19 protein-coding genes are annotated in these 16,808 nt (G+C 74.2%); 10 read left to right on the top strand and 9 right to left on the bottom strand.

From position 1 onward, the window contains the following. Positions 1 to 132: 132 nt before the first annotated feature. Complete coding sequence (locus IEZ27_RS28215; protein ID WP_229824411.1) at positions 133 to 1,503, top strand: type III PLP-dependent enzyme domain-containing protein; 1,371 nt, start codon at positions 133 to 135, stop codon at positions 1,501 to 1,503. A 211-nt stretch (positions 1,504 to 1,714) separates the two neighbouring features. After that, positions 1,715 to 2,056, top strand: coding sequence for a WGxxGxxG family protein (locus IEZ27_RS28220; RefSeq protein ID WP_125637845.1), 342 nt, complete (start codon positions 1,715 to 1,717; stop codon positions 2,054 to 2,056). An 83-nt stretch (positions 2,057 to 2,139) separates the two neighbouring features. Here IEZ27_RS28220 and IEZ27_RS28225 read toward each other — a convergent pair whose 3' ends face one another. Together IEZ27_RS28225 and IEZ27_RS28230 are read right to left on the bottom strand one after the other, a co-directional pair. Next, positions 2,140 to 2,748 carry a TetR/AcrR family transcriptional regulator C-terminal domain-containing protein gene (locus IEZ27_RS28225; RefSeq protein ID WP_229824412.1) on the bottom strand — a complete coding sequence of 203 codons (609 nt, stop codon included), beginning with the start codon at positions 2,746 to 2,748 and terminating at the stop codon, positions 2,140 to 2,142. A 22-nt stretch (positions 2,749 to 2,770) separates the two neighbouring features. Then, the gene (locus IEZ27_RS28230; protein ID WP_379478568.1) at positions 2,771 to 3,538 is read right to left on the bottom strand and encodes a putative protein N(5)-glutamine methyltransferase; all 768 of its coding nucleotides are present in this window, start codon (positions 3,536 to 3,538) and stop codon (positions 2,771 to 2,773) included. Positions 3,539 to 3,747: 209 nt separating this feature from the next. Between IEZ27_RS28230 and IEZ27_RS28235 the strand changes: the two genes are divergently transcribed. Continuing rightward, positions 3,748 to 5,775: a S9 family peptidase gene (locus IEZ27_RS28235; RefSeq protein ID WP_189650028.1), complete on the top strand. Its 2,028-nt coding sequence runs from the start codon at positions 3,748 to 3,750 to the stop codon at positions 5,773 to 5,775. Next, complete coding sequence (locus tag IEZ27_RS28240; protein ID WP_189650029.1) at positions 5,723 to 6,211, top strand: YunG family protein; 489 nt, start codon at positions 5,723 to 5,725, stop codon at positions 6,209 to 6,211. The genes IEZ27_RS28235 and IEZ27_RS28240 overlap by 53 nt, the downstream gene beginning before the upstream one ends. Here the strand turns inward: IEZ27_RS28240 and IEZ27_RS28245 are convergent. Continuing rightward, positions 6,107 to 7,111, bottom strand: coding sequence for an ArsR/SmtB family transcription factor (locus IEZ27_RS28245; protein WP_189650030.1), 1,005 nt, complete (start codon positions 7,109 to 7,111; stop codon positions 6,107 to 6,109). The two genes, IEZ27_RS28240 and IEZ27_RS28245, sit on opposite strands and share 105 nt — an antisense overlap. Positions 7,112 to 7,266: 155 nt before the next feature. Here IEZ27_RS28245 and IEZ27_RS28250 point away from each other — a divergent pair, with 155 nt between their 5' ends. Then, entirely contained in the window at positions 7,267 to 7,707 is a 441-nt protein-coding gene (locus tag IEZ27_RS28250; protein WP_189650031.1) for a hypothetical protein, read from the top strand. A gap of 11 nt (positions 7,708 to 7,718) precedes the next feature. Further along, positions 7,719 to 8,153 (top strand): hypothetical protein, encoded by a 435-nt coding sequence (locus IEZ27_RS28255; protein WP_189650032.1) that lies wholly within the window; start codon positions 7,719 to 7,721, stop codon positions 8,151 to 8,153. 99 nt (positions 8,154 to 8,252) lie between these two features. On the opposite strand, the gene IEZ27_RS28260 is transcribed toward IEZ27_RS28255, so the two are convergent. From IEZ27_RS28260 to IEZ27_RS28285, 6 genes are all read right to left on the bottom strand, one after another. Continuing rightward, on the bottom strand, positions 8,253 to 8,759 hold the full coding sequence (locus IEZ27_RS28260) for a DUF1707 SHOCT-like domain-containing protein (protein ID WP_189650033.1): 507 nt from the start codon (positions 8,757 to 8,759) through the stop codon (positions 8,253 to 8,255). Further along, positions 8,756 to 9,559 carry an ABC transporter permease gene (locus IEZ27_RS28265; protein ID WP_189650034.1) on the bottom strand — a complete coding sequence of 268 codons (804 nt, stop codon included), beginning with the start codon at positions 9,557 to 9,559 and terminating at the stop codon, positions 8,756 to 8,758. The genes IEZ27_RS28260 and IEZ27_RS28265 overlap by 4 nt, the downstream gene beginning before the upstream one ends. Continuing rightward, positions 9,556 to 10,521, bottom strand: coding sequence for an ATP-binding cassette domain-containing protein (locus IEZ27_RS28270; protein WP_189650035.1), 966 nt, complete (start codon positions 10,519 to 10,521; stop codon positions 9,556 to 9,558). The genes IEZ27_RS28265 and IEZ27_RS28270 overlap by 4 nt, the downstream gene beginning before the upstream one ends. 17 nt (positions 10,522 to 10,538) lie before the next feature. Next, the gene (locus tag IEZ27_RS28275; protein ID WP_229824413.1) at positions 10,539 to 11,492 is read right to left on the bottom strand and encodes a DUF4097 family beta strand repeat-containing protein; all 954 of its coding nucleotides are present in this window, start codon (positions 11,490 to 11,492) and stop codon (positions 10,539 to 10,541) included. Then, positions 11,480 to 12,010, bottom strand: a complete 531-nt coding sequence (locus IEZ27_RS28280) for a toxin-antitoxin system HicB family antitoxin (RefSeq protein WP_189650036.1) — start codon at positions 12,008 to 12,010, stop codon at positions 11,480 to 11,482. The genes IEZ27_RS28275 and IEZ27_RS28280 overlap by 13 nt, the downstream gene beginning before the upstream one ends. A 74-nt stretch (positions 12,011 to 12,084) precedes the next feature. After that, complete coding sequence (locus IEZ27_RS28285; protein ID WP_189650037.1) at positions 12,085 to 13,269, bottom strand: MFS transporter; 1,185 nt, start codon at positions 13,267 to 13,269, stop codon at positions 12,085 to 12,087. Positions 13,270 to 13,336: 67 nt separating this feature from the next. Between IEZ27_RS28285 and IEZ27_RS28290 the strand changes: the two genes are divergently transcribed. The 4 genes from IEZ27_RS28290 to IEZ27_RS28305 all read left to right on the top strand — a co-directional run bounded on the left by IEZ27_RS28290 (position 13,337) and on the right by IEZ27_RS28305 (position 16,808). Then, a complete protein-coding gene (locus IEZ27_RS28290; RefSeq protein ID WP_229824414.1) occupies positions 13,337 to 13,684 on the top strand; it encodes an ArsR/SmtB family transcription factor in 348 nt (115 codons plus the stop codon). A gap of 299 nt (positions 13,685 to 13,983) precedes the next feature. Further along, positions 13,984 to 14,184 carry a ferredoxin gene (locus IEZ27_RS28295; RefSeq protein ID WP_189650038.1) on the top strand — a complete coding sequence of 67 codons (201 nt, stop codon included), beginning with the start codon at positions 13,984 to 13,986 and terminating at the stop codon, positions 14,182 to 14,184. Beyond that, positions 14,177 to 15,553, top strand: coding sequence for an NAD(P)/FAD-dependent oxidoreductase (locus IEZ27_RS28300; RefSeq protein ID WP_189650039.1), 1,377 nt, complete (start codon positions 14,177 to 14,179; stop codon positions 15,551 to 15,553). Before IEZ27_RS28295 ends, IEZ27_RS28300 begins: the two co-directional genes overlap by 8 nt. 16 nt (positions 15,554 to 15,569) lie before the next feature. Further along, positions 15,570 to 16,808, top strand: coding sequence for a cytochrome P450 (locus IEZ27_RS28305; protein WP_189650040.1), 1,239 nt, complete (start codon positions 15,570 to 15,572; stop codon positions 16,806 to 16,808).

Below are 16,808 nucleotides of genomic sequence, written 5' to 3' on the forward strand. Positions count from 1 at the left end.
CTTAGCCGGGTGGACAAAGCCGGAGGCGGGCTTTGGCCCATCGGATGAAGACTCGGCATGCGGTCATGCCCGAATCTCAGGTAGCCCCCCTCCGAAACTCTCTCTTTCCCGATGCATCCAGGAGCCTTGGACGTGATCCAGAGCAGTTCCACGCTCGCGCCCGCCCCTGCCCGCGGCACCACCGCCGAACGCGCCGCCCACGTGCTGCGCCACGCCGTACGCGGCGGCGCGCTCGGGCCGGGCGAGCCGGTCGCCGGTTTCATCGACACCGCCGGCGTGCGCGACTCGGTCAGCGCCCTGCACGAGGCGTTCGGGGACGTCCCGGACGTGCTGCACACCTTCGCGGCCAAGGCCGCGTCCCTGATCCCCGTCCTGCGGCTGCTCGCCGCGTCGGGCATGGGGTGCGAGGTGGCCAGCCCCGGCGAGCTGCGGATCGCCCTGGACGCCGGGTTCGCGCCGGGCACGATCGTCTTCGACTCCCCCGCCAAGACCCGCGAGGAGCTGCGCCAGGCCCTGTCGCTGGGCGTCGCGGTCAACGCCGACAGCCTCGACGAGCTGCGCCGCATCGACGAGCTGCGCGCGCCGGACTCCGCCTCCGTGCTGGGACTGCGGGTCAACCCGCAGGTCGGCACCGGCTCGATCGGCGCGATGAGCACCGCGACCGCGACCTCGAAGTTCGGCGTCGCGCTGCGCGACCCCGGTGCGCGCGAGGCCGTCGTCCGAGCCTTCGCCGAACGGCCCTGGCTGACCCGCCTGCACGCGCACGTCGGCTCCCAGGGTTGCCCGCTGGAGCTGATCGCGGCGGGCATCGCGGAGACGTACGAGCTGGCCGAGGAGATCAACGCCACGCTCGGCACCCGGCGGATCACCAGCATCGACATCGGCGGCGGCCTGCCGGTGAACTTCGCCGGCGACGAGGTGGCCCCCACCTACGCCGACTACGTCGCGACGCTGCGCGCGGCCGTCCCCGGGCTGTTCGACGGCCGGTACGCGCTGGTCACCGAGTTCGGCCGGTCGCTGCTGGCCAAGAACGGCTTCATCGCCGCGCTGGTGGAGTACACCAAGGACGCGGGCGGGCGGCGGATCGCGATCACCCACGCGGGCGCGCAGGTCGCCACCCGTACGGTGCTCATGCCGGACGCCTGGCCGCTGCGGATCGGCGCGTACGGACCGGCGGGCGACCCCAAGGACGGCCCCCGCCTGGCCCAGGACGTCGCGGGCCCGTGCTGCTTCGCCGGCGACGTGGTCGCGCACGCCAGGGAGCTGCCGGAGCTGGCCGAGGGCGACATCGTCGTGCTGCACGACACCGGCGCCTACTACTTCTCCACTCCCTGGGCCTACAACAGCCTGCCGTACCCGGCCGTGCACGGCTTCACCGTCACGGCGGACGGCGAGGTGCGGCTGAGCGAGGTGCGTCCGGCGCAGACCCTCGACGAGATCGCCGCGGCCAGCGGCCTGGCCCAGGCCGACGCCCTGACCGACCAGCTGGCCACCGCCTTCTGACCGCTCCCCCGGGGTCGGTGCGCCTTCCCGCTGCCTGTCCGTAGCGCGGCGGTATGTCCGGGTATGGGGGGATTGTTTTGGCGGGTGAGGGTATGTCTACCAGCGAGTATGGAGTCTCGCTCCATTTCGGGGGAACCTTCCGGGCCCTTGCCCGGAAGGCGCGACAGGCGGCCTCTCCGCCTTGAGAGCCGCCGGATCCGGGGGAACTCACATGCGCAAGACGCTCACCGGCCTGGGGCTGGCATTCTGCTTGGTGCTGGCCCCGGCCGCCACCGCTGTCGCGGACACGCCCGTCGCCCAGAGTCAGGCGACGCCGAGCCCGCAACCGACCGAGACCAAACACGAAGGGGGCGGCGGCAACGGCGGTCTGTGGGGCCTGCTGGGGCTGCTCGGACTGCTGGGCCTGGCGGGCCTGCGCAAGGGCCGCAACCCGGTAGGGACGGCTGAGCACATGTCCACCACCACCCGCACCACCGGCACCACAGGCACCGGCACGACAGGGACCACGACGACGGGGACCACCGCCAACCCCACCCGTCCGCAGCGTCCGTAGACAGGACGCGGACGGTGCCCGGCACGCTCCGGCGCGCCGGGCACCACACTGCCCCCACCTTCGGATCCGCCTGAGCCGATCCGTCAGGGCCGCCGGTCCGGCAGGGTGGCGCTCACCCCCGCGATGAGGGCCCGCAGCCCGAACGTGAACGCCTCGTCGCCCCCGGGCGTCCCGCCCTCGCGCACCCCCGCCACCAGCAGCGGGAACTCCGCCAGGTCCAGCCCGCTCGCCCGCTCGCCCCCGGCCTGCTCGCTGAGCACGAAACCGGTGGTGTAGTGGCTGACCGAGGCGATCGTGTGCAGCGCCTGGCCCGGCGTGAAGCCGAGCCCGGTGAGCACCCGCAACTCCTCCTCGAACGCGCGCGCGACGCCCGCCCCGGGATCGCTCCCGGCGACCAGGCGGGCCCCGTCGCGGTGGCTCAGCAGGACGCGCCGGTAGCGGTGGGCGCGGCGGGCGAGCCAGTCCTGCCAGGGCTCGCCGTCCTCCGGGCCGCCCATGTCCGGGGCCAGCAGGGCGCGGGTCATCTCGTCCAGCAGCTCCCGCTTGTTGCGGAAGTGCCAGTAGAGCGCCGGGTTCTGCACGCCGAGCGCGGCGGCCAGGCGGCGTACGGACAGGCCGTCGAGCCCCACCTCGTCGAGCAGTTCGAGCGCGGCGCGTACGACGCCCTCGCGCGCCAGTCCCTTCCGTGTCATAGCCCGACCACCCTAAGCCCGCTCAGGCGGGAAGGGTGCCGATGACGGCGGTGGCGTCCAGTTCCTCCGACACGGTGGCCCGCGCGGACAGGCCCGCGGCGACGGCGGCCTCGACGGTGGCCGCCGCCTGCCGTTCGCTGGTCTCCACCAGCAGGTGGCCGCCCGGCGCGAGCCACCCGGACGCCCCGGCGATCACCCTGCGCACCACGTCGAGCCCGTCGTCGCCGCCGTCGAGCGCCATCAGCGGCTCGTGCAGGCGGGCCTCGGGAGGCAGCAGGCCGACCGACTCGGTGGGCACGTAGGGCGGGCTGGCGATCAGGATGCCGACGCGGCCGCGGAGCGAGGCGGGCAGGGCGTCGTACAGGTCGCCCTGGTGGACGTGGCCGCCGGGGAGGTTGCTCCGGGCGCAGCGCACGGCGGCGGGGTCGAGGTCGGCGGCGTGCACCTCGGCCTCCCCGAGCGCCGCCGCGACCGCGGCGGCCATCGCGCCCGTGCCGCAGCACAGGTCGAGGACGACCGGCGGGCGGGCTGCCCTTCCGGCCAGCTCGACGGCCTGCCGGATGAGGAACTCGGTACGGGGCCTGGGCACGAACACCCCGGGCTCGACGACGACGCGCAACCCGCAGAACCGCGCCCAGCCCAGGACGTGCTCAAGAGGCAGGCCGCCGGCCCGGCGCTCGACCATCCCGGCCAGCTCGGACGGGGTACGGGCGGTGGAGACGAGGAGTTCGGCCTCGTCCTCGGCGAAGACGCACCCGGCGGCGCGCAGCCGGGTGACGACGGCGGACATGGAGACCTGAGTGGAGAAGACCGACATGGGGAGCCTTTCGGAATGCCTGTGGGCGCTCCCCGCGGTCACCTGGCTTCGGTGGGCCGCACGGCTGCCGGAAGGGAGCCCCGGACTGACACAGCGGTAATGGGTCTCACCTCCCAGGAACGACTCGGTCAGAGACCGTCACAGTACCAGAGCACGTATGGCCCGCCGGGGACGGCTCCTCGGTGTTGTTCCTGCGCAGCCGTGCCGGGGACGACCCGGCCTCCTGCCTGTGGGCGCTGGACGCCGGCACCGGCGAGGAACGCCTGCTCGCCGACCCCGCCGCCCTGCTCACGGCCCCCGCCGACGGCGGCGTCCCGGGGATCGGCGCCTATGCCGCCGACGAGGCGGGGACGCTGGCGGTGTTCGTGCTGGCGGGCGCGTTGTGGGCGGTGGACGTCGCCACCGGCCGCGTCCGCGGGCTGCCGGTGACCGGCACGCCCCGCGACCCGCGCCCCGACCCGTCGGGACGGCTGGTCGCCTACCTCTCCGGCGGCGCGCTGCGGGTGATCGGCGCCGACGGTACGGACGACCGCGCCGTGGCCGAGCCCGACGGGCCGGACGTACGGTTCGGCGCCGCCGAGTACGCCGCCTCCGGCTCGATGGGCCGTACCCGTGGCTACTGGTGGTCGCCGGACGGCACCCGCCTGCTGACCGCCCGCGTGGACGAGACCCGCGTCGCCCTCTGGCACGTCGGCGACCCCGCCGAGCCCGCGCGCCCGCCCCGCGCCGTGCGCTACCCGGCGGCCGGCACGTCCAACGCCGACGTCACCCTGCGGATCGCCGACCTGCGCGGCAGGCACGTCGAGGTCGCCTGGGACCGGGCCGCCTTCGAGTACGTCACGGCGGCGGGCTGGGACGCCCACGGCCCGTACATGTCGGTGCAGAGCCGGGACCAGCGGACGGTCCGGGTGCTGGCCGCCGACCCCGACTCCGGCAGGACACGGCTGCTGGCCGAGCAGTACGACAGGTGCTGGGTGCAGCTCGTCCCCGGCACGCCCGCCCGTACGGGATCGGGCCGCCTGGTGGCGCACGCCGACCTGGACGGCACCCGGCGGCTCACCCTCGACGGCGTCCCGCTCACGCCACCCGGCCTGCACCTGGAGGAGGTCCTCGGCGTGGACGGCGAGGAGATCCTGTTCACCGCCTCCGACGACCCGGCGCAGACGCACCTGTGGCTCCACACCCCGTCATCGGGCGCCCGCCGGATCAGCGTCACACCGGGCGTGCACGGCGGGACGCGCCGGGCGGGCACGCTCGTCCGCCTCAGCCGCACCGCCGAACACCCGGGAACACGCGTGCTCGTGGAACGCGGCGGGCGGCCCGGGATCGAGGTGGTGTCCCTGGCGCAGCGCCCGGTGTCGCCGTTGCGGCGGTTGTCGCTGGTCACCACCGCGCGCGAGCTGCGCAGCGACCTGCACCTGCCCTCCTGGCACCGCCCCGGCGACCCGGCCCTGCCCGTGCTGCTGGACCCGTACGCGGGGCCGGCCGCGCGCCGGGTCACCGCCGAGCAGGCGCCGATGATGTTCGTCTCGCAGTGGTTCGCCGAGCAGGGGTTCGCCGTCCTGGTCACCGACGGGGCCGGCACGCCCGGCCGCGGCCCGGACTGGGAGCGCGAGGTGCACGGCGACATGTTCGGCCCGGTGCTGGCCGACCAGGTGGCCGCCCTGCACGCGGTCGCGGCCCGCCGTCCGGAGCTGGACCTGGGCCGGGTCGCGATGCGCGGCTGGTCGTTCGGCGGCACGCTGGCCGTCATGGCGGTGCTGCGCCGGCCCGGCGTCTTCCACGCCGCCGTCGCCGGCGCCGGGACCAGCGACCAGCGCCTGTACGACACCCATTGGCGGGAACGTTTCCTCGGCCACCCCGACCGCCACCCCGAACGCTACGACGCCTGCTCGACGCTGACCGGGGCGGCGACCCTGTCCAGGCCGCTGCTGCTGATCCACGGCCTGTCCGACGACAACGTGTTCCCGGCGGGCACGTTGCGCCTGTCGTCGGCGCTGCTGGCCGCGGGCCGCCCGCACGAGGTGCTGCCGCTGGCCGGCGCCGCCCACGCGCCGACCTCCGACGAGGACGTGTTCGAGGGCATGCTGCTCCACCAGCTCGACTTCCTGCGCAGGCACCTCGGGGATTGTCGTACCCGTCTGCGAGGCTCGCGGGATGGTGAACCTGGACGTGTTGAAACCGGCCGTACGAGCCGCGTGGGGCCCTGACACCTGCGACACCGCCGCGCGGGAGGAGTGGCGGCCCGACAATCCGGCGAGAGGGCAGTGCGGCACGACCGCCCTGGTCGTCCATGACCTGCTCGGCGGCGACCTGATCCTGGCCGAGGTCCACGTCGACGGGGTCAAGGTGGGGCATCACTACTGGAACCGGCTGCCCGACGGCACCGAGATCGACCTCGCCGGTGACCAGTTCCATCCGGGCGAGGTCATCGTGGGCGGCGTCGTGCAACATCGGCCGCCGGACGCGCCCCGCCGGTGCCGTGAGGAGTACGAGCTGCTGCGCCACCGCGTCCTCACCGCGTTGTCGTCACCCCGTCCCTCAGGGGCGGGGCCGGTGGGCGAGGAGGGTGGCGCCGAGGCGGCTGACCTCGTGGATGACCATGTTGGCGTGGCGGGTGCTGGTGATCAGGCCGGTCCGGCGTAGCACCTGGGCGTGGGCGCTGGCCGACGACAACGACATCCCGGTACGCCGCGCGAGCTCGCTGGTGGTGCAGCCGTCGGTGGCCGCGACGCAGCGCAGGACCCGGGCCCGGTTCGCGCCGAGCAGGTCGGAGAGCACGTCGCCGGGCCCGGGTCCGGGTTCGGGGACGCGCCGGGGGGCCGGGAAGATCAGGACGGGCGGCAGGCTGGCGTCGGCCAGCGCGACCGGCGTGAAGCGGCAGAAGTAGGAGGGGATCAGGGTCAGGCCGCGGCCGCGCAGGTGGATCTCGTACCGGCCGGGGGCGTAGTCGGTCTCCAGGACCGGAGGCCGCCAGCGGGTACGCGGCGTCAGGGCCGACAACATGGCCTCCACGCCCTGGTCGGTGAGCAGGCGGGTGAGCCTGGCGCGTTCGCGGCCGAGCGCGTGCTCCATCGTGGCGCGGTGGGGGTCGAAGGCGACCTGGCAGTAGCGGCCCGCCAGCCGGGCCAGGTGGCGCAGCGGACGCCGGAGGCCCCGGCCCAGCTCGTCGAGGGTGCCGGGCAGGGTGACGTGCCGGCGTAGCCGGTCGATCTCGTGGCGTACGCGGACGGCCGGGGTGAGGGCGAGCGCGTCCAGGCCGTTCGCCGGCCCGGCCTGGGCCTCGTACGGGGTCAGGAAATCCGGGAAGTACGCCTTGATCGGCATCAGCGGCGCCAGCGTCTCGCGCACCGGCCGCAGCAGGCCCGATCCGGCCAGGTCGGCGCGGGCCCGCCGGCGCCAGTCCGCCATGTCGTCGCCCCCGCCGGGCCTCTGCAGCACGTGCAGGCTCATCGCCATCTCCCACAGCTCGTCCACGCGGGAGGCGATACGCACCCGGGCCAGGTCCTCGCCGGTAAAGACGATCTTCAAGGTTCCCCCGGTCATGCCCGCATTCTCCGGCGACCGGCTGGCAGCACGATCACCACCCGATTGCCGGCCTGCGACCTGGGTGTTCCGGCTCAGGCGGGAACAGGGTGACGTACACGACCGGCGCGGGGTGCACTTGGTCCCGAACCCACACCTCATGGAGAGGATCACGCATGACCCGTCGTGTCTTCATCCCGCTCGGCGCCGCCGTGCTGGCGCTGGGCTGTCTCGGCGCGCCGTCCGGGGCGACCGCGCAGAGCGCGTCCTGCTGGGGCGGCCCCACGGTCACCATCCCGAACGGCAAGACCTACTCGACCAAGGTCTGCCCGACCTGGACGCAGACCCGCGTCAGGGAACTGCCGGCGACGAACGGCGAGACGACCGGCTACCTGTTCCCGGCGAACAACTGGGTGGTCTGCCAGCGGTCGGGCGGCGAGAACGACCAGCTCGGCGGCGGCCGGAACAACATCTGGCTCTACACCGAGGGCGACACCACGCAGAACGAGTACAACGGCTGGGGCTGGATCCCCGCGACGTCCGTCTCCTACGGCGGCGACTACCAGGCCATCCCCGGCGTGCCGTGGTGCACCGGCACCAACCCCCGATTCCCGTGACAGGAGCGGTCATGAACCTTCGCCACACGCTCGCCGCGGGCGCCGTCCTGGCCGCGTCGCTGGCGCTCGCCACGCCCGCGGAGGCGCGGCAGGCGTCCGCGTCCTGCTGGGGCGGTCCGACCGTGACGGACTACAAGGGCCGTACGTTCTCCACCAGCACCTGCCCGACCTGGATCCAGACCTCCGTGCTCGACCAGGCGTCCCTGCCCGGCGCCGAGACGACGGGGGTGCTGTTCCCGGGCGACAACTGGATGGTCTGCCAGCGCAAGAGCGGCGAGAACCCGCAGTACGGCGGCGGGCGGAACAACTACTGGCTCTACACCCAGGGTGACACCAGCAGGATCCACGGCGGCTGGGGGTGGATCCCGGCGACGTCCGTCTCCTACGGCGGCGACTACCAGGCCATCCCCGGCGTGCGGATCTGCCCGGCGGACTTCTACGGCTGACGCGCCCCTGCCCGTACGGGAGGGGCAGGGTCGCGACGCCGGCGCGGGACGAGGGGACCGTCCCGCGCCGGCTCATCGGCGCCGGTCATCGGCGCCGGCTCATCCGCGTGCGGCGCGGATGCGGAGGCGGCCGTAGGGAAGGGCGCCGGTGACGTGGACGTGGGGCCTGCCGGGACGGGGGCGGCCGGGTGCCTTGCAGCTCACCCGGCCCCACTCGGAGCGCACCCCGTCGACGTTGGCGCTCGCGCCGGCGGGCACGATGATCGTGGCGCTGCCGTACGCCAGCCGCAGCTCGATGTCGATCCGCGCGTACGGCACGTACGCCCGCGACAGGTCGAGCCGCACGCTGCCGTACGCGGAGTCGACGCGCAGCCGGCGCGGGACGTCCCAGTCGCCGGCCCGCGTGACACTCCCGCCGGCGGAGGTGAGGTGCACCACCTCGTCCGGCAGGTCGGCGACGATCGGCTCCAGCTCGCCGGAGGAGGTGGCGGTGAGCGCCAGTTCGAGCCGCCGCTCCAGCTCGGCGGGGTCGAGCCGGCCGTCCGCGTACGCCTGCTGGACCAGCTCGACCGCGCGTTCGCGGTCCGGCCCCGTGACGCCGTTCACCGGCTGACGGCTCTCTTGTACAGCCGCGTGGCCAGCGGCACGAACACGACCAGGAGCACGACCGACCACAACAGCGACACCGGCACGGCGTGCCGCAGCGGCCACGCGCTGGGCTCGGGCAGGGCCGCGCTGGTGTTGCCGAACAGCTCGCGCGCGGCCTGCACGAGCGTGGAGACCGGGTTCCACTCGGCGATCGGCCGCAGCGGGCCGGGCAGGCGCGCGCTGTCGGCGAACGCGTTGGACAGGAACACCAGCGGCAGCGAGGCGATGGTGGCGATGTTGTTGAACACCTCGGGGGTGCGCAGGGCCAGCGCGACCGTGGCCGTCACCCAGGAGAAGGCGTAGGCGAACAGCAGCAGCATCAGGAAGCCGAGCGCGGCCTCCGGCGGGGAGCTGTTGATCCGCCATCCGACCAGCAGGCCGACCAGCGCCATCGTGACGATGCTGGTCACGTTCATGATCACGTCGCTGACGGTCTGGCCGGTGAGCACAGCCGAGGGGGACATCGGCAGCGTGCGGAACCGGTCGAAGATGCCCTTCTGGAGATCCTGGGTCAGCGTGTAGCCGGTGATCTGGGCGCTGGTGACGATCGTCATGACGAAGATCCCGGGCAGCAGGTACTCGCCGTAGGACATGCCGGGCAGCTCGATCATGCTGCCGAAGACGTAGGTGAACAGCAACACGAACACGATGGGCAACATCACCACGCCGCCCAGCAGGTCGGGGGCTCTGCGGATCTTCAGGGCGTTCCGCCTGGCGATCGTCATGCCGTCGGCGGCGGCCAGGCGCAGGGCGTTCATCGGACGGTCTCCTTGGTCTTCTCGTCGGCCTGGCGTCCCGTCAGGCTGAGGAACACGTCGTCCAGGGTGGGCCGGCGCAGGCCGGCGTCGCGTACGGCGACGCGCTCGGCGGCCAGGCGGCCGAGCGCCTCGGTGAGCGCGGCCGCGCCGCCCGCCACCGGGAGCGTCACCCGCAGGGCGGTGGCGTCGACCTGGACGTCACCGAGGGCCAGCGGCGCGAGGATCCGGGCAGCGCTCTCCAGGCCGGCCGTGCCGGTCACCGAGAGCTGGATGCGGTCGCCGCCGACCTGGTCCTTCAGCTCCTCGGCCGTGCCGCGCGCGATCACGCGCCCCTGGTCGACCACGACGATGCGGTCGGCGAGCCGGTCGGCCTCCTCCAGGTACTGGGTGGTGAGCAGCACGGTGGCGCCCTCCCGGACCAGCTCGGCGATGACGTCCCACAGGCCGATCCTGGCGCGGGGGTCGAGGCCGGTGGTGGGCTCGTCGAGGAACAACACGGGCGGGGCGGCGACCAGCGCGCCGGCCAGGTCGAGCCGGCGGCGCATGCCGCCGGAGTAACCCCGCACCGGGCGGTCGGCGGCGTCGGTCAGGTCGAAGCGCTCCAGCAGCTCGCGGGCGCGCTCGCGGCTGCGTCGCGGGCCCAGGTGGTAGAGGCGGCCGACCATCTCCAGGTTCTCGGCGCCGGTGAGGTGGTCGTCGACGGCGGCGTACTGGCCGGAGGCGCCGATGTGGGCCCGCAGCCGGCGCGCGTCGCGCACGACGTCGAACCCGGCCACGGTGGCACGCCCGGCGTCCGGTTTGAGCAGCGTGGTGAGGATCCGCGCCGTCGTGGTCTTCCCCGCGCCGTTGGGGCCGAGCAGCCCCAGCACCGTCCCCTCGGGGACGGTCAGGTCGATGCCGTCGAGGGCGGCGATCTCGCCGTACCTCTTGACCAGACCCTCGGCCACGATCGCGTCAGGCATGAGAACCTCCTCGGTTGTCAGGAACGGTGGACGACGATGTCGCCGTGGGTGGTGTGGGCCCGGACCTCGACGACGCGCTCGGCCGCGCCGGGGTCGTCGCCGGGTTCGAGGGAGACGGTCACGGTGCCGTACTCGGAGCTGACGTCCAGCCACGCGGCGGTGCCCTCCGGCACGCCGACGTCGAGGCCGCCGCCGGTGGTCTCCATGACGACCTTGCCGGACACCGCCTCCTCGATCTCCACCCCGGCGTACGCGGTCTTGGCGACCACGCCGGCCAGGGCCCGCTCCACGGTGATGTCGCCGTGGGCGCTGTTGAGCCGCAGCTCGCCGGTCACCTCGCCGATCCGTACGTCGCCGTGGGCGGTCTTGATGGCGGCGGTGCCGTCGATCTCGCCGGCGCGGATGCCGCCGTGGTCCGTGGTGATCTCGGCGTGGCCGCCGGCGTGGGTGACCGAGATGTCGCCGTAGGTGCTCTTCAGCCGTACGCGGGCGGCCTGCTCGACGCGGATGTCGCCGTAGGTGGTGGTGAGCGTCACCTCGCCGAGCGGGCCGCGGCACAACACGGTCCCGGCCGTCCTGGCGTCGAGGCGGGACCCGGCGGGCAGCTCGATCGTCACGTCCACCGAACCCGGTCCGAGCAGCAGTGAGCGCGCCCAGTCGGCGGGCGACTCGACGAGCTTGCCGAGCGAGAGCCCCCAGGAGGCGGCCGGTCCCGCGTGCTCCTTGTCGGGCCGGACCGTGAGCCTGCCGTCGGCGTACTGGACCTCGATCCGCCGGGCGGCCTGGACGTCGGCGTCGTTGTGCTCGTCGCTCGGGAGCACCTCGACGACGGTGTCGGCGCGGTCGCCCGCGATCACCCGTACGGTGGCGGTGGCCAGGTCGAGGCTCGCGACGATCGGTCGGGGCGTGTCGAACGCCGGCATTCCGGTCTCCCTGTCGTCATTGGTCGGCGAGATCATCAGCGCACCCATCCGCTGTAGCGTTTGCCGGTCTGCGGGGGCGGGCGCCGGGTGGACCGGCGGTCGGCGTCGCCGGGGTCGAGCGCGGCGGAGACGGCCCGGACCAGCCAGGCGTTGACCGACAGCCCGTCGCGGGCGGCCGCCTCCTCGATGCGCGGTTTGAGCGCCTCGGGAACCCGGAGCGAGATCCGGGACGTGCCGCCCTCGTCGGCCTCGGGGGGCGGCAGCGGGGCCCGCTCGCCGGCCGCCTCGGTGGGGACGGTCTCCTCGGGGAACGGGCGGGCGGCCGGCGGTGGCGTCACGACGAAGGCCGGGTCGCGCCCGCGCAGGCGCACTTCGACCGAGCCCGGCGCGAGGTCCTGGGTGATCTCGTCCGCGGCGGCCGACAGGGCCTCCAGCAGGGCGAGCCGGGTGGCCGACGCGAGCGTCGCGGCGAAGCGTTCGGCCAGCGCCCGAGCCTCCTCACCGCCGGTCCCGGCGGCGAGCATGAGCTCGCGGCGGAGTTGATCGACATACGGCGCAAGGTCCATGACGCCATCATGGCACGAGCTATGACGTCATGGCAATGCGAAGTGACGCCACAATGACGCCATAGCTGTCCGGGTTACCTCGGAAGCCTGCGCGACGCGACGGCCGTGAGCGCCGCGGCGGCCGCCGCCAGCGGCGCGGCCAGCCACGGCAGGCTGGCCGGGCCCTGCCATTCGAGGCCGATCGCCCCGGCGGCGCCCGACAGCGACACGGCGAGGTAGAGCGCCGACTGGTAGAGCGCGGTGACGGTTCCGGCGCCGGGGCCCGCCATAGTGATCACCAGGTGCTGCTGCGGCGCGGTGATGGAGAACGACAGGAAGCCGATCACCACGACGGCCGCCACGGCCGCCGCGAACACGTCGCGGCCCAGCGGGGTGAGGACGAGCGCGACGGCCAGGGCGAGCATCACGGTCACGACCACGCGCCGGGGCCCGTACCGGTCGGCCAGGCGGCCGGCGGTGAGGTTGCCCGCCGTACCGGACAGGCCGAAGACCAGCAGCAGGACCGCCAGCGTGGAGCCGTCGGGAGCGGCGGGGGCGAAGATCTGGCTGATGTAGGCGTACGGGATGTAGACGGCCACGAACGCCACGACCGTCGTCGCCAGCACGGCGACGATCCGCCGATCGCGCAGCGGGGCCAGGAAGGCTTGCAGGCCGCCCTTCCCGCCGCCGTGCACCGCCGGGAGGCGCAGCGCGATGGCCGGCGCCGCGAGCAGCCCCAGGGCGGTGACCGCCCACATCGTGACGCGCCAGTCCAGCAGCCCGCCGACCACCGTGCCGAGGGGGGCGCCCAGGACCAGCGAGGACGTCGCCCCGAGTATCACGGTCGAGATCGCCCGCCCGCGCTGACGCTCGCCCGCCAGCAGGGCCGCCGTGGCGGTCGCGGTGGCGGTGAACATCGCGGCGCCCGCCCCGGCGATCACCCGGGAGGCCAGGACCAGGCCGTAGCCGGACGCCAGCGCCGTGACGGCGTTGCCGGCGGCGAAGAGCGCGAGCGCCGTCACGAGGACCCGGCGCCGCGGCCACGACGTCGTCAGAGCGGCGAGCACGGGCGCGGACACCGCGTACGCGATCGCGAACACGGTCACGAGCTGCCCGGCCGCCGCCACGGTGACGTGCAGGGACGCGGCGATGGCCGGCAGCAGACCGGCGACCACGAACCCGTCGGTGCCGACGGCGAACGCCCCGAAGGCCAGGACGGCGGCATGCGGCCGCCAGCGCGCGAGAGGCAGGTCGGTGTACGACGTCGAGACCACGATCATCCTCCGATGAGCATCGTTAATTACGACCTTCATCGTAATACTGCTTCGACGGGTATCGTAAAGAGGGATGGCCATCGGAAGGAGCGGCGTGGTGGAGACCTGGATGGCTCAGCCGGACCTCGGTGAGATCGACGTGTCCACCGTGCTCCAGGCGCTGGCCGACCCGATACGGCTGCGCATCGTACGGTTGCTCGACCAGGTGGAGGAGTCCACCTGCACCGCGCTCGACCTGCCGGTGAAGGTCTCGACGGTGTCCCATCACGTCCACGTCCTGCGGCACAGCGGCATCGTCTCCACCCGCCTGGACGGCACGGCCCGGCCGAGCCGGCTGCGCAAGGACGACCTGGAACGCCGTTTCCCCGGGCTGCTGGCCTCGATCCTCGCCGCGTCCCCGCCCCGCCGCCCCGAGGACTGACGATCCGGAAAGCCTGACGATCCGGAAAGGCCGTACCGGTTGCCGGATGAGGGGAACCGGGCGGCCGTCGCGCGGGTCCAAGTCAAGGGCGACGTTCCGCGCCGGCGTCGGGCGCCCGGGACGCCGGACTGCTGTCCCGGTGGCGCAGACGGACCGGCCGACGCCGCGGGTGGCCCTTCCCACCCGGCGGCGCGAGGTGGACGCCGCCCCCTCCAACGGCCGCCGCCCAGACCGCATATCAGGAAAACTTGGGATCAGGTTGGAACGCGGCTGGAGCGGCCGTTCGTAACGTGGCGGACATGAGAGTGCTCGTCGACCTGAACCGCTGCCTGAGCTACGGGCAGTGCGTGTTCGCGGCGCCGTCGGTCTTCCGCTTCCACGGCGCCGAATCCCTCGAGTACGACTACGCCCCCGCCGACGCCCTGCGCGACCAGGTACGGGAGGCCGCCGCCGCCTGCCCGGTCCAGGCGATCACGTTCTCGCCGGGCGACCATGCGTAGCGCGGTGATCGTGGGCGCCTCGCTGGCCGGGCTGCGGGCCGCCGAGACGCTGCGCGCGGAGGGCTTCACCGGGGAGCTGACCCTGATCGGCGACGAGCCGTACGAACCCTACGACCGGCCGCCGCTGTCCAAGCAGGTGCTGGCCGGACGCGCCTCGCCCGGGGGCACCACGCTCGTCGCGGCCGAGGGGTTGCAGGCACGCTGGCTGCTCGGCGAGCCCGCCACCGCCCTCGACCTGCGGACACGGCAGGTACGCCTGGCCGGCGGGCGCGAGGTCGGCTTCGACCGGGTGCTGGTCGCCACCGGCACGCGGGCGCGCCCCTGGCCCGACCCCGCCGAGGCGGCCCTGGACGGCGTGTTCACCCTGCGCGGACGCGACGACGCCGCGCGCCTGAGGGCCGCCCTGGCCGCCGGGCCGAGCCGCGTACTGGTGATCGGCGGCGGGTTCACCGGCTCGGAGATCGCCTCCGTCTGCCGCGAGAAGGGCCTGGCCGTGACGGTCGCGGAACGCGGCCCGGCCCCGCTCGCCGGCGCCCTGGGCACGGCGGCCGGGAGCGTGGCCGCGCGGCTGCACCGCGAGCACGGCGTGGACCTGCGCGTGAACACCACGGTGATGGCCCTTGAGGGCGACGCGGCGGGCCGCCTGCGCGCGGCGCACCTGTCCGACGGCGACGTCCTGCCCGTCGAGGTCGCGGTGATCGCGCTAGGCGCGACCCGCAACACCGAATGGCTGGCCGGGTCCGGCCTGGCCGCGGACGCGCGCGGGGTGGTGTGCGACGCCGGGTGCCGGGCCTTCGACGCCGACGCGGTCGTCACCTCCGACGTGTTCGTCGCGGGGGACGTGGCCCGCTGGCCGCACCCGCACTACGACGGCCTGCTGCTGGCCGTGGAGCACTGGGACAACGCGGTGCGCCAGGCGGCCACCGCCGCGCACAACATGCTCGCCGACCGGCCGCGCCCGCACCGGGGGCTGCCGGCGTTCTGGTCCTACCAGTTCGGGGTGAGCATCAAGTCCGTCGGGCTGCCGACGATCGCCGACGAGGTGGTGGTCACGCAGGGTTCGGTGGCCGAACGCCGCTTCGTGGCCTGTTTCGGCCGGCGGGGCCGGTGCGTGGCGGCGGTCGCGGTGGACGCGCCGCGCTCGCTGCCCGCCTACGCCGCGCTCATCGAGTCGGCCGCGCCCTTCCCGCCCGACCTGCGGGCCGCCGACGGGCCGCGCACGCCGCTGCCGGTGCCCGCAGGACTGGCCGTGAACGGCCAGTCCACGCACAGCCCGACGGCCGCGGTGACCGGTCAGGGCCCGACCGCGCGCGAGGCGCCGCGCGAGCGCGACCCCCGCTCGCCGCTGACCGCGCCGCCCCTGGAATGAGAGCTGGAGGACGACCATGGCCCACCAGGTGACGCGGAACCTGTTCGCGCAGGTCCTGGACGAGGCGAGCCGCCCCGACCCGTACCCGCTGTACGCGCTGCTGCGCGAGACGCCCGTCGCGCGCCAGGGGAACGACCTGTACGCGGTCAGCACGTACGCCGAGATCGTCTCGCTGCTGTACGACCCGCGCGTCAGCTCCGACGAGCGCAAGAGCAGGAGCGGCTCGGGCTCCTTCGGCGCCTCCGGCAGGCTCATGGGCGGCGAGGACGGCCAGAACGCCCGCAAACCGGCGTTCATCTTCCTCGACCCGCCCGACCACGACCGGCTGCGGCGGATCGTGATGCGGCATTTCACCCCGGAACGGGTCGACCGGCTCGGCCGGCACATGTCGTCCCTGGTGGCCGAGCTGCTCGACCGGCGCGCCGGCCACGACTCCATGGACGTGGTGGACGACCTGGCCTACCCGCTGCCGGTCACGGTGATCTGCGAGCTGCTCGGGGTGCCCAAGGAGGACGAGCCGCGCTTCCACGGCTGGGCGTCGGCGCTGGCCCGTACGCTGGACCCGCCGGAGGGGTTGTCGGCCGAGGAGGTGCGGCAGGCCGAGGCCGCCGCGCCGGAGCTGCACGCCTACCTGGTCGACCTGGCCGGCGAGCGCCACGCCCGCCCGGCGGACGACCTGCTGTCGGCGCTGCTCACCGACCGCGCGGCCGAGCGGATGGACGGGCCGGAGATCATCGCGACGATGGCCCTGCTGCTCATCGCCGGCCACGAGACGACCGTCAACCTGATCGCCAACGGCATGCTGACGTTCCTCCGCAACCCGGACGCGCTGGCGCGGCTGCGCGCCGACCCCGGGCTGATCGTGCCCGCCGTCGAGGAGGTACTGCGCTACGACCCGCCGGTGCAGTTCCGCACCCGTACGACGCTGGCCGACATCGAGATCGCGGGCGTCACCATCCCCCAGGGGGCGGACGTGGCGCTGCTGCTGGCCTCGGGCAGCCGTGACCCGGCCCGCTTCCCCGGCGCGGACCGCTTCGACCCGGGGCGCCGGGACAACCAGCATCTGGGGTTCGGCGGGGGCGTCCACTACTGCGTGGGGGCGCCGCTGGCCAGGATCGAGGCGCGGGCCGCGCTGGGCGCGCTGGTCGGCAGGCTGGTCGGGCCGGAGCTGGCCGCCGATCCGCCGCCGTACCGGCACAGCGCGTCGTTGCGCGGGCCCGAACGTCTCGTGGTGGGCTTCGACCGGCTGCTCTGA

The sequence above is a fragment of the Nonomuraea spiralis genome, assembly GCF_014648435.1.
Taxonomy (GTDB): domain Bacteria; phylum Actinomycetota; class Actinomycetes; order Streptosporangiales; family Streptosporangiaceae; genus Nonomuraea; species Nonomuraea spiralis.